Below are 11,911 nucleotides of genomic sequence, written 5' to 3' on the forward strand. Positions count from 1 at the left end.
AAGATGAGGCACAATAAAGGACTGAAAGCATTGAAAATCGTAGGATTCGTCATCCTCGGCATCGCCTGCGTCACCGCATTCGGATTTGCCATCATGCTACTCTGGAACTGGCTCGTACCCGAGCTTTTCCACGGCCCCGTCATCAACTTCTGGCAAGCCCTCGGCCTGTTCATCCTTTCCAAAATCCTTTTCGGCGGATTTATGAAAGACCATGACAAGAAAAATAACTGTAAAAAAAGAAAGTGGGAACGGATGCAGGAAAAAATGGAACACCTGTCGCCCGAACAGAAAGAAAAACTGAAAAGCCATTTCGATCGTTGCGGATGGGGCAGAAGATGGGAACGCGACGAAGAAACGCCCGCCGAAAAACCGGCGGAATAACCTTTCAAACATCCAAAACCTGACATATGCAACGCCATCTCTCCGTATCTGTAAAAGCCAATATTGGAATATTCAAGACCAATATCGGCACCATGAAAGCCCGTAAAACCATTATCAGTGCAATTTGTAATACCTTTGAAGTAACGTCCTGCAACGTTGACATCGAAGACTGCGACAAGGTACTTCGTGTCGTGGACATGAAAGTCGACGAAGGGTCCATGATCCGCTTCGTCCGCGAGCAGGGCTTCGAATGCGATGTGTTGGAATGAAACCCTCCCAATTATGCAAAAACCAGAGATTCAGCAACTTTTAGATAAAAGCTTTTCAGATTTCACCACATTTATCGGCACCCTGTCCGACCATCGGTTTATTGTTTCCCCGGAAGGGAAATGGTCGGCCGGCCAGCAGCTCGACCATCTGATCCGCAGCGCCAAACCCGTCAATACAGCCCTTTCCACTCCCAGGTTCTTCCTCCGCTGGTTCGGCAAACCCGCCAAAGCATCGCGCAGTTTCGAGGAAATCCGCGACGAATACCGCGACCGGTTGCAGCATGGCGCCGTGTCTACCCGGCCGTACATCCCGCCCGTAACGGAAATCGGGCAACGGGAAACGCTTCTCAAACAGTTCGGCCAGCAGAAATCGAAAATGATCGAACTGATGGGCAATTGGGACGAGGCCGAGCTCGACCGCTACCAGCTTCCCCATCCCCTGCTGGGAAAATTAACGACCCGGGAAGTGCTCTATTTCACCATTTATCACAATTATCACCACCTCCACACCCTCCAGTTGCGCGAAAAACCCGAGCAACCCTGGCCAACCCAGCTCGAACGCGTGATTTTCTAAAAAATTTTTCGGGGACGATAGGGGTAAAATCCCGCTCGCGTGTTATACATTGCGAAGACAGGCCCGTTTACCGGCGCCGCATAACCCGACATTGGACAGCAACGGCAATAAATACCTGGCTACTAACTTTCAGTCCGTTTTTCATACCTGGTATGGAAAACTGCATCGCTATGCACATACCTTGCTGAAAGACCCGGACGAAGCCAACGACGCCGTGCAGGCCGTGTTTTCGCGGTTATGGGAAAAGATGGAGGAGCTGAAAGACCAGGAAGACATCGGCCCTTACCTCTACCGTTCCGTCCACAACCATTGCCTCAACCATATCCGGAAGGAAGGGAACGGCAAAAAGTATGCGGACTGGCTGGCGCGCCACGAGGCCGGCACCACGGGAGACGCAGGCGCCAAACTGGCCGTGGCGGAACTGAGCACCCGGATCGGCGAAGCCCTCGACGCATTGCCCCCGCAATGCCGCCTGATCTTCACCCTCAGCCGGGAACAGGGCAAGAAATACGCGGAAATCGCGGAAACATTGTCGCTTTCCGTTAAAACCGTGGAAACGCAAATGAGCAAGGCGCTGCGCATCCTGCGGGAAAAACTCGCGGATTATATCGCTTTGGGCGGCGCAGCGTATTTATATATCGATAAATTGCTATCTTAAAACCGGACTTGAGCGAACAAACACATATCACCGTCACCGACGAGCTGCTCGTAAGGTTCCTGGCCGGAGAGGCGGGTCCGGACGAGGCTATGGCCGTAGGCCTGTGGCTGGAAACGCCCGCCAACGCCGCCGCTTTCGAAAAGCTGCAGCAGGCATGGGATACCTCCGGCCCGGGGCGCCCATATACAGCGCCAGACGTACCGGCCGCGTGGCTGCAATGGCGACAGGCGCGGCAAGCCGCCAAAGTCCGCCGCATCTGGCCGCAATGGGCGGCGGCAGCATTGGTTCTGCTGGCGGGGAGCGCGTGGTTCCTCCTGCGCAACGATCCCGCGGAAATCGGGAAGGACTTTGTTGTCGAATCCGGCGTAACGGAAAAGCGGCATGTTTTGCCCGATGGTTCCGAAACGATCCTTCAACCAGGCGCCAAAGTGACTTACCCGGCACCGGAAGAAAACGGCAGATTCGCTGAACTGACAGGCAGCGCCACGTTCCACGCAAAAGCCGATCCGCAGCATCCGTTTACCGTACAGGCCGGCCCGTTAACGATCCGTGTGGTAGGCACTACTTTCGAAGTGAAACAATATACAGACAGCATCACCGTTTCCGTGCGCGATGGCGCCGTGATGGCCATCGGGCAAAAGGACAGCCTGCTGCTGAAAGCCGGCATGAGAACGAATTACCTCCTGCAGGAAGCCCGTTTCACGACCCAACATTCGCTGTTGCCCGGCGGCCGGCCATCCAAAACGGTGTTCGAATTCAACGATACGCCGCTGGGAGAAGCCGTGCAGAAGCTTTCCGACGCATACGGCATCCCCGTTTTGCTGGACAATCCCGCATTGGCGGATTGCCGCATCAATACTTCATTTACCGACAAACCGCTGGATTATGTGCTGACCGTGATCACGGAATCTCTGCGGCTGGAATACCGCAAAGCCAACGATACGGTTTACATTTATGGAAATGCTTGTGAATAGGCGGTGGTTGCGATGGTGGCCCCTGGCGTTGCTCTTTTTCGCCCTCCGTTCGACGGGGCAGGACGCTTTGCGCAAGCGGGTTTCACTGCCTTCCACGGTGATCGCCGCGGGCGAATTGCGCCAGGAAATCTCCCGGCAAACCGGGCTCCAGTTTTCCTTCGGTTCCAACACCATCCGGCCGGGTCAAATGATCCGGCTGCCGCGAAAGGACTTCACCGCGAAAGCGCTGCTGGATGTCATGAAACTACAGCTGAAAGCGGATTACAAAGTCTACAAGGACCATATCATCTTCACGAAACATTCCCAAACCCGGAATGGTGCGAATCGTCTGGCGGATGTGCGCGCACATCAAAAAAAGCAACCGACTCCGGATGCGGACAAGCTGACGGGTAAATTGGATAAGACGGGCAAGTCAGCGGATGGAGGTGCCGGTCAAAAAATCAATTCCAAACCTAACACAGATAACCTGGTTGGTAAATTGGACAAGCCACGGCCGGCGGAAGCACGCCTCCATCAAAAAGATGCTTCCGCGTATTTCGCCACATCGCGAACAAACACGGAAAATACAACAAGCCCCGCACAAAGGAATCCCGGCTACATCCAGTTATCCGCCGGTCCGTCCAGCCCAACCGTTTACGCAGACGAACGCCTACGCCAGCGCGCCTATCGCCTCACACCGGAACGCCGCGACACTCCGCGTACCATCGCGGAACCTCCCGGCGGCGCCCCGGCTTTCCGGCAACGCAAATCCAGGTTCGGCAACGGCAACGGCCTGTTCAGCCGGTATACAGCGACGGGTATGGAAGTCACAGAATACTTCCCCGCCAACGCCGTGCTCAAAGCCGGCCTACCCGTGCTCCACGGCATCATCGGGTATAGCAGCAACATCTCCCACGGATCGCTGCGCTACGGCGCCGGCTCCCGGTGGACGATCACCGATCGCTGGCATGCCCAGGCCCAATTCACGACAGGCTTCGTGGTAAAAAACCTCCTCTCCGATTCGGGCATTATCATCCCGAAAACCATCCGGATCAAGGAAACGCTCCACCGCATCGGGATACAGGCAGAACGTACGCTGGGGAAACGTTGGTCGCTGGTGGGAGGATTGTCGTGGAACATGCTCAACAGGACCAACACCGATGAAGGAGCACGCCTGGCACCGGGAGACCGCGCCCTCAGCGATCCCGTTCCAGACGAAGGCTACCGCGCCGTAAAACCGCGCTACACCTTTTCCTCCCGGTTCGATGCATCCAGTAAAACCTGGAAAGACCGCTGGCTGGGGATCCATGTCGGCATATATCTCCGTTTCTGATTTTTTTTGACTGTACGTTCAGGGTAAGCCTGCGGATGCGTGTGTTACAGGGAAACCAATTCGGAGAAACCATGTACATCTCGCTTCGCCAGCAATTCAAAAAATGGTTCTATCACGCGCCCGTGCTGTGGCCCTTCATCGAAACCCTCCAGGGCCTAGCCTATGTGGCAGACTATTTCTACTATTACCGCATGCCCGGCCATAAAAACCGCCTCAGCGTGCGGGAGATCAATATCGAATTCGCCAGCCAGTGCAACCTGCGCTGCTCCTTCTGCTCGCTAGATCACTTAAAGCCCAAACAGGCCATCAGCGCAGAAACGCTCGATCTGTTCTTTTCCCAGATGATGGCCGATAGCCGGTTCCGGAAAGTGGAAGTCATCAATCTCCACAACGGCGGCGAAATCCTCCTGCACCCCAAACGGCTGGAAATGCTGGCGGTCATCGGCAAATACAAACAGCAGGCCCGCGCCCTCCGCCTACCTTTTCCCGAGATCCGCATGCTCACCAACGGCATGCTGCTGCGCGAAAAACTGGCGGAAGACATCCTGCAGCTCGGTGTTGTAGACGTGATCGGCCTCAGCTTCGACGGCGGAACGCCGGAAGCGTTCGAAACCATGCGCAAAAACGCCATCTGGCCCGTCTTCTTCCAAAACGTAAAAAACCTCCAGGCCGTTAACTCCCGCCTCGGCAAACCGGCACGTCTGTACGGCATCACCTGCATACCCGCCGGAAACCCGCTCAATACAAAATGGATGCACCCCGAATTCAGGGAACTGTACGACGGGCTCGACTGGTTCGAACTGCGCCGCCTGCACAACTGGGCCGGCGAAATTTCGACGGTTTCCGCACGCGAGAAACGGCACAAGATCGGTTGCAGCATGCTCATGAAACAGATGGTACTCCTCCCCAACGGCGACATCACCGTCTGCTGCAGCGATCTCAACAGCAAAGGCGTTGTAGGCAACCTACAGCAACAAGACCTCGTTTCCATCCTCCACTCCGAAAACCGCAAGCGCTATCTCAACCTACTGCTGCGCCGCCGCAAATCGCAGCTGGACCTTTGCCGCGATTGCGAAACCTTTTAACCTGTAACTATATGCTTAAAAAAAAGGCTCCCGGTGCGGGAGCCTTTTCATGTATCCGGATAATTTCCCTTACCGGGAAACCGCTTTGTTGTTGCTCCGGTCGATATCCGCCAAACGCTGGCTGGGATCGATCTCCACGGATTGTAATTGCGACAGCGGATGGTCCAGCTCCACGCGATAGCTGGGCTGCGTCCATTTCCAGCCGTCGTGCACGATGCGCTGCACGCTTTCGTCTTCAGCAGGCTTGATGCCGAACATGAGCGTCAGCGGGATGTAATGCAGTTCTTTCCGCCCATTTTTCATTTCCACCATCAGGTCGACGGGCATGGGAAAATCGCCGGCGTTGCGGATCACCACGATGGTTTTGCCGTTGGATTCGTATACACTGTCCAGCGCATAATTAATATGGCGGGTGGTGTTCATCATGTATTGCAGGTACCAATCCAGTTGCAGGCCGCTTTCTTTTTCCATCACGCGCACGAAATCCTTCGCGTTGGGGTGCTTGAAGCGCCAGTCGCGGTAATAACGGTGCAGGCCTGCGTCGCGGTTGGCCGCGCCGATCACATAGCCCAGCTGTTCGAGGAACACCGCGCCTTTTGAATAGGAGCTGATGCTGTATCCGATGTTGGTGTTGTAATGATCGGAATGCATGCTGATCGGCTCTTCGAAGCCGCGGCGCACGAGCATGAAATAATTGTTGTAGCTGCCTTCGTGGTGCCATTTCCCTTTCAGCGAATCGATCGTTTCGCCGATGGTATTGTCTTCCGCGAAAGTGGTAAAACCTTCGTCCATCCAGGGGTACAGGCTTTCGTTGGTGGCGAGCATACCCTGGTACCAGGAGTGCATCCATTCGTGGATGGCCACGCCGTACAGCCCGTCGATCTTGCCGTTGCCCAGGATGAGCGTGGCCATGGGATACTCCATGCCGCCGTCTCCTCCCTGGATGAAGGAGTATTGGTCCCAGGCGTATTCGCCGTAATGCTTCTTGATGTAGGCGTAGGCCGTGGGGATCATTTCCGCCAGCTTCGGCCAGGTTTCGCGGGTGGTTTCGTTTTCGAGGTAGAAGAAGTGGGCGGTGAAGTTGTCCACTTTTTTACTGATGTGTTTGTATTCCGGATCGGCCGCCCACACGAAATCGTGCACATTCGGCGCGATGAAGTGCCAGGTGAGGGTGTTTCCGGAAGGGCGCGTCACTTTCGTGCCCGGCGTTTCATAACCGTACCCGATAGAATTGGGGTTCTGGAGGTAACCGGTACCTGCCAGCACATATTTCCTGTCGATCGAAATCTTCACATCATAATCGCCCCAAACGCCGTAAAATTCCCGGGCGATGTACGGCGTGGGATGCCAGCCTTCATAATCGTACTCGCACATTTTCGGGTACCACTGCGCCATGGAATAATCCACCCCTTCCTTGTTGTTCCGGCCACTGCGGCGGATCTGAACAGGCACCTGCGCCTCGAACTCCATGTCGAAAGTAACGGTGCTGTGCGGAAGGATGGGCTTGTCCAGCTGCACTACGAGGATCGTTCCTTCCGTTTTCCAGGCCTGCTGGCGGCCGTCCATTTTGAGCGACAGTACTTTCTGGTAGCCGATCTCGTCTGGAGTGAGTTTGGAAATGCGGTCGGTAACGCGGGCGTCCCAGTCGTGGCGGTTATTGCCCTGCGCGTCTTTGCCTACGATCTTCCTGCCCAGTTCCTGGCTGCGCTGGTCCATCATGCTGCCGGGCTGGAATGCGTTCCAGTACAGGTGATAAAACACGCGGAAAAGGGTGTCGGGAGAATTGTTGGTGTATGCCAGCTGCTGTTTGCCGGTAAAGCGATGGGCTTTCACGTCCATCGCGATATCCATTTTGTATTTAACGCGCTGCTGCCAACGGTCGGTTTGCGCGTTGGCGGCGGCGGTGCCCAGCAAAAACAAGACAACCGGGCCAATTAATCTTTTCATGTCGACTAGATTGGTAAAGGGGCGAAAATAGGGAAAATTCGGGGTTGGGCTCACAGAATTGGGATGCGCGGGAAATGATTATTTATCGAATTCCTTGAAGCGCCAGAAGAGGAAGACCCCGGTGAGGTTGGTCTGCGTGCCGGCTTTTTCGCCGGAGAACATGAAGTATGCGGGTTTTTCGGCTTTGCCTTCCGTGGTGATCGTTACCCGGATGAAGCTTTCGGGCCCATTGCCGGAGGGGTCCTGCATCCAGTCCTTGATATCGTCGAGCACCCAGCAGTTGGAAACATCGACCACTACTTTCGACTGCACGCCTTCGTACAGCAGGTCTGCCACTTTCGCCGCTCCGCCCATCCGCGAACCGGCGTCGGTTTTCATGAGCAGCAGGGCGCCGTAGCTGCGTTGCAGGAAGCGCGCGCCGCCGTTGGGAACGGCGGCCCAGTTGACGGTCCCCAGTTCCTTGCGGATCTCGTCGTCTGAAGGGTACGTTTTCGCCATGGCGTCCTGCACTTCCTTGATTTTGTAGAAGTTCTCGATTTCCTTGAGCAGTTTCGCTTTGGCTTTTTCCGCTTTTTCCGAAGCTTCCAGGGCTTTGGCGTTTTTGTACACCTGGTCTTTTTCGAGGCCTTTCTTTTCGTAGACTTTCTGGGTGGTGCCGGGGCCGGCGATGCCGTCTGCATATTCGCCCATGGATTCCTGGAGGTCGTATACCGCGTTGGCGAATTCTTCCGAAGATGCGTCGGTGGCGCCGGGCTGGAACAGCTCCGGTTTCCAGCCGATGGCTTTTTCGTACCGGGGGTTGGTGCGTTTGGCTTTGTCGTGGTCGATCTTGCGGCTTACGGCTTTAAAGGCCTTGTCGAAATCGATCTGTCCGGAAGCCGTTTCCTTGCCGGTTTCCAGGAGGCGTTTCAGTTCTTCGGGTTTCTTGCCCGATTTCTTCAGCGCGTCTACCATGGATTTGAAGTCTTCTTCCGTCATGGCTTTATCGCCTTTTTTGAAGACTTTGTTCAGGTCGGCGAGGATTTCGTCTTTATATTCGGCTTCCCATTCCTTGCGGGCTTTTGCCACGGCCGGATCGTTGGGATTGATCTTGTCGAGCCCCGCGCCGATGGCCCCCATTCCGCCGCCACTGCCTTTTTTCATCCTTTGACAGCCTTCCGCTTCCGCGAGGTACGGTTTGAGCGGCGTGCCTTCCAGCAGATCGATCATGAAATTATGCAGCTTTTCGCCTACGACCGCATCCATCAGCGCCTGTGCCGCGGGCCGGGCGATGTTCGTCTCGAAGTAATCCGTTCTCGACAGCAAGCTCAATCCCGCAGAAATGCCCAATTGCGCTACCAGCCCCCAGAGGCAACCCAGTGCGGGCGGCGCTCCGCAAGACATGATCTGCACACCCAACCGTACCGCGATTTCCACCTTGTCCAGGATTTCGCGCCATTGCTGGATGGTTTCCATGGCATCGGTGAACTTTTTGATATCCTCCTCGTGCTTTTCCACCTCCTTATCGAACATTTCCTTGAAACCCATTACCTCGCAGCATTGCGGGCGCAATTCCTTCAGCATCTCGTCAGCCTTTTCTTCCAGTCCCTTTTCATATTTCTTCACGATCACGCCCAGGACGCCGTTCATGCATTTCACGAATCCCTCGAACGCGATGCTGACCATGTCCTGGAATATTTTCACCGCGAGGCGGATAATGACCTTGGTGGCTACTTTCTTCCACCCGTCGAACACACCGGAGCCGGATTTCAGCGCTTCGGCCTTCTGTTTATGCTTGCGGAATTTGTCGCGCACTTTTTCGAAGAGCGCTTCTACCCTGTCGAACGTTTTGGCGAATTTAAACCGCAGCGCGCCGAATATCCGCCCACGGAGGCCGCTCCAGAAGCGGATGTCTTTCACCTGCTTCAGTTTCTTGGCCTGGTCGGCAGACGATGTGATCTTCAGTTCCTTGTCTACTTTCCCCCGTTTGAAAACGCCTTTGGCCTGTTCTTTCAGGAATTTCTTCGGTTTCTCTGCGCCTGCATGCCCGCCTGCCCAGGATTTGCGCTTCTCTTCCCACTTATTGTGCGCGGCGTCCCAGTCCGTTTTTTCGTCTTTCTTTTGAATACGTTTGGTACCGAGCACAGGGTTCATATCGGGCTTCTTCTTGCGGAGGTCTTTCAACAGCGGATCGAGCAGTTTGAGCTGGTTTTCGATATGCTCGGGATATTTCGGCGGCGCATAAGGGTCGTTGATGAGGAAGTATACGGCGATGCCATGGCCCACATTATACACCCAGACGCGCTGTTTGGTATCTTTTTTCAGGATGGCGTCCTTACCGTAGCTGTTATATTGGCTGTCGAATTTTTTGTAGTTGATGGCATCGGGGATGAGCGGGTCCAGGTCCAGCACGTGGCCGCTGATCTTGGCAGGCGCCATGCTGCCGGTTTTGCCGGGGCGGTTCGTGTCTTTGTAAACCTGTTTCACGAACTCCTGGAACCCTTCGATGTAGTGGCTTTGCTGGTTGTACGCGCCGCTGAGCGTGCCGGCCGATCCGGGAAAATCGAACAGGAACAGCGGCTTGATCTCCCCGATCCAGAAGTTGTCCGGGAAGTTGGGAGACCAGTTCCAGGTATCGGTCTTAGCGGTATATCTCGGTCCGCGCTTGATGGCGTTGGCGTTCTGTTTCATGGCGGCGGCGCGCGCACCGGACTGCATGAACCCTTTGTAGGTGTAATCCACATCGTCCTTATCGCCGCCCGCACCGCGGATTTCGGCCTGAACGGCAGAAACCACGTGGCCATCGGATTTGTACAGATCGGCGAAGCCCGCATTGTTGATTTTGGCGCCATGGCGTGTGGCACCGGGTATGCCGGCTTCGGTGATGAGGTTTTTGTCTTTCCCCCGCATGCCGGCCTGGATGTTATGGTGCGCCCAGTTCCCGATCTTCGCTTCTTCCGCACGCTGTACTTTCGGCTGGATGGGCGCGGCGCCGGTTTGCTGGACAACGTGCGTCAGTTCGTGCGCCAGCAGTCTTTTCCCGGCGTCCGATCTGCCGTCGAATTTATTCTGGTTGAAATAGATATCTGATCCGTGGGTGAAGGCCTGCGCATTGATGCTCGCGGCCATTCCTGCGGCTTTGGAGCCCTGGTGCACACGCACATGGCTGAAATCCTGCGCAAACCGGCCTTCCATGTGGGTGCGCACATCTGCCGGAAGTGGATGCCCGCCGCCTTTGCTGGCGCCCAGGGCGGATTCGAACCCTGAGCTGGCGGGCCCTGCGCCGCCAGGCGCGGCTTTGGGGCTTACGGTACCGCCAGCGTCGCCGCCGCCGGTTTCCTCCGGCTGCGCTTCTTCTCCGATGGCTTCGGTTTCCGCCTCCTCTTCGTTTTCCTCTTTCGTCGCCTCCCCGATCTTGCATTCGTCGCAATCCCGCTGGATGATGTTCCCGCCGGTCACGCTACTGTAGGGCGAGCGTTGCACCATTTCCTCCTTTTCACAGGTTTCGCATTTCCGCTGGACGGGCCTGTCGTCCTGCGCATCGCAAAGCGCGCATTTCCGTTGTACCAGTTCCGTCAAACCACCTGCATACACCGATCGCTGCACTTTATCTTCCACTTCGCATTGTTCGCATTTCCGCTGGACGGGCGTTTCCGATCCCATATCGCATTGCGCGCATTTCCGCTGTACCCCTTCCACTGGCGCGCCCGTATACGCCGACCGCTGTACCCTATCTTCCGCGTCGCAGGCTGCGCAAGACCGTTGGACCGCCATCGCCGGCGCGCCGGCGTATTCCCGCTGTGCGAAGGCACTTGCGCCACCGGGTATTTCCGGCGGGGCAGACGGGTCGGGCGATCGCATGACCACATCGGCCACGGCATCGGCTTCCCGCTCCTGCGGATCGTCTGGCGGGCTCACTTCCAGCTTCGCCTGCACGGGCAGGCCGCCGAAGAACGGACGCTCTTCGTGACCGGTGCTTTCCGCGCGTTCCTGCGCAGGCTGGTTGCCGGGATGTACTTGCCCGATATGCGGTGCGGGATTGGAATGCATGTTGATTACGGGATCGTTACGCCTTGTGTTTTAACCGGCTGATCGAGCATCCAGTTACCTTTGTTCATTTCGTTCAGGAACGTTTTGGTGCGGTATACCGTGGGCCGCAATACCTTTTTCGAATGCGTGGCCAGCCAGTGCTGCCGCGTTTGGGTATAGGCGGAGGTCCACGCTTTTTCATCGCCGCCACGCAGGGGCGTCCGCTCCGCGAACCGCGCGCGCAGGAATCCCGGAACGGTGCCGGAATGGATGAAGCTGTCGTAAATCACCAGCAGGCTCAAGGGCAACGCAAACTGCTCGGCCAGGAAAAAGTGCATGGCCGGGGAGAAATACAGGATATCAAAGGTTTCATCCTGGGCCTGGCGCATCAGCGGGTCTTGCTGGGCGCTCACTTTCAGGAGGCGCTTGAATTCCTTGTCGTCTACCAGCGGCGTAGTACCGATCTTCGGCAGGTATGCCCGGAAAGCGTCTGCGAACAGGCCGTTCAGGTCTACATAACGCCCGATGAGATTGCGGAGATTCCCCTGCTCGGTGGTCTGGCTGCGGCCATAAGTGATCTGGCGCGAGCCGTGCCGCCCGTCGGGGAAAATAGCGATCGCGTCGTATTCGCCTTCGGCCGATCCCGTTTCGAACACGTTCACGATGGCAATGATCTTCTGTTTGATGGCTGGAGTAATCATGA

The 11,911-nt window shown here is 56.1% G+C and carries 10 protein-coding genes; 7 read left to right on the forward strand and 3 right to left on the reverse strand.

Annotated elements, in window-relative coordinates; all coding sequences use genetic code 11:
- Positions 1-3 precede the first annotated feature (3 nt).
- From EJ361_RS20020 to EJ361_RS20050, 7 genes are all read left to right on the forward strand, one after another.
- Entirely contained in the window at positions 4-381 is a 378-nt protein-coding gene (locus EJ361_RS20020; RefSeq protein ID WP_205687062.1) for a hypothetical protein, read from the forward strand.
- A 26-nt stretch (positions 382-407) separates the two neighbouring features.
- On the forward strand, positions 408-650 hold the full coding sequence (locus EJ361_RS20025) for a hypothetical protein (protein ID WP_126247582.1): 243 nt from the start codon (positions 408-410) through the stop codon (positions 648-650).
- A gap of 13 nt (positions 651-663) precedes the next feature.
- The gene (locus tag EJ361_RS20030; protein WP_164714335.1) at positions 664-1,224 is read left to right on the forward strand and encodes a DinB family protein; all 561 of its coding nucleotides are present in this window, start codon (positions 664-666) and stop codon (positions 1,222-1,224) included.
- A gap of 91 nt (positions 1,225-1,315) precedes the next feature.
- Positions 1,316-1,882 carry an RNA polymerase sigma-70 factor gene (locus EJ361_RS20035; RefSeq protein ID WP_164714336.1) on the forward strand — a complete coding sequence of 189 codons (567 nt, stop codon included), beginning with the start codon at positions 1,316-1,318 and terminating at the stop codon, positions 1,880-1,882.
- Positions 1,883-1,890: 8 nt separating this feature from the next.
- Positions 1,891-2,856: a FecR domain-containing protein gene (locus EJ361_RS20040; protein WP_126247588.1), complete on the forward strand. Its 966-nt coding sequence runs from the start codon at positions 1,891-1,893 to the stop codon at positions 2,854-2,856.
- Positions 2,843-4,168 carry a hypothetical protein gene (locus EJ361_RS20045; RefSeq protein ID WP_126247590.1) on the forward strand — a complete coding sequence of 442 codons (1,326 nt, stop codon included), beginning with the start codon at positions 2,843-2,845 and terminating at the stop codon, positions 4,166-4,168. Before EJ361_RS20040 ends, EJ361_RS20045 begins: the two co-directional genes overlap by 14 nt.
- A 71-nt stretch (positions 4,169-4,239) precedes the next feature.
- On the forward strand, positions 4,240-5,253 hold the full coding sequence (locus EJ361_RS20050) for a radical SAM/SPASM domain-containing protein (RefSeq protein WP_164714337.1): 1,014 nt from the start codon (positions 4,240-4,242) through the stop codon (positions 5,251-5,253).
- 69 nt (positions 5,254-5,322) lie between these two features.
- Here EJ361_RS20050 and EJ361_RS20055 read toward each other — a convergent pair whose 3' ends face one another.
- The 3 genes from EJ361_RS20055 to EJ361_RS20065 all read right to left on the reverse strand — a co-directional run bounded on the left by EJ361_RS20055 (position 5,323) and on the right by EJ361_RS20065 (position 11,909).
- Positions 5,323-7,200 carry a M1 family metallopeptidase gene (locus EJ361_RS20055; protein ID WP_126247594.1) on the reverse strand — a complete coding sequence of 626 codons (1,878 nt, stop codon included), beginning with the start codon at positions 7,198-7,200 and terminating at the stop codon, positions 5,323-5,325.
- 78 nt (positions 7,201-7,278) lie between these two features.
- Positions 7,279-11,229, reverse strand: coding sequence for an eCIS core domain-containing protein (locus EJ361_RS20060; RefSeq protein WP_205687063.1), 3,951 nt, complete (start codon positions 11,227-11,229; stop codon positions 7,279-7,281).
- A 5-nt stretch (positions 11,230-11,234) separates the two neighbouring features.
- The gene (locus EJ361_RS20065; protein WP_126247596.1) at positions 11,235-11,909 is read right to left on the reverse strand and encodes a chitosanase; all 675 of its coding nucleotides are present in this window, start codon (positions 11,907-11,909) and stop codon (positions 11,235-11,237) included.
- Positions 11,910-11,911 lie beyond the last annotated feature (2 nt).

Source organism: Chitinophaga rhizosphaerae, assembly GCF_003958645.1.
Lineage (GTDB): Bacteria > Bacteroidota > Bacteroidia > Chitinophagales > Chitinophagaceae > Chitinophaga > Chitinophaga rhizosphaerae.

What these genes read in the sequence shown, in the direction of transcription:
- EJ361_RS20045 (WP_126247590.1), top strand. Translation starts at nt 2,843, where the DNA reads ATGCTTGTGAATAGGCGGTGGTTGCGATGGTGGCCCCTGGCGTTGCTC.
- EJ361_RS20050 (WP_164714337.1), top strand. Translation starts at nt 4,240, where the DNA reads ATGTACATCTCGCTTCGCCAGCAATTCAAAAAATGGTTCTATCACGCG.
- EJ361_RS20030 (WP_164714335.1), top strand. Translation starts at nt 664, where the DNA reads ATGCAAAAACCAGAGATTCAGCAACTTTTAGATAAAAGCTTTTCAGAT.
- EJ361_RS20060 (WP_205687063.1), bottom strand. Translation starts at nt 11,229, where the DNA reads ATGCATTCCAATCCCGCACCGCATATCGGGCAAGTACATCCCGGCAAC.
- EJ361_RS20020 (WP_205687062.1), top strand. Translation starts at nt 4, where the DNA reads ATGAGGCACAATAAAGGACTGAAAGCATTGAAAATCGTAGGATTCGTC.
- EJ361_RS20055 (WP_126247594.1), bottom strand. Translation starts at nt 7,200, where the DNA reads ATGAAAAGATTAATTGGCCCGGTTGTCTTGTTTTTGCTGGGCACCGCC.
- EJ361_RS20065 (WP_126247596.1), bottom strand. Translation starts at nt 11,909, where the DNA reads ATGATTACTCCAGCCATCAAACAGAAGATCATTGCCATCGTGAACGTG.
- EJ361_RS20025 (WP_126247582.1), top strand. Translation starts at nt 408, where the DNA reads ATGCAACGCCATCTCTCCGTATCTGTAAAAGCCAATATTGGAATATTC.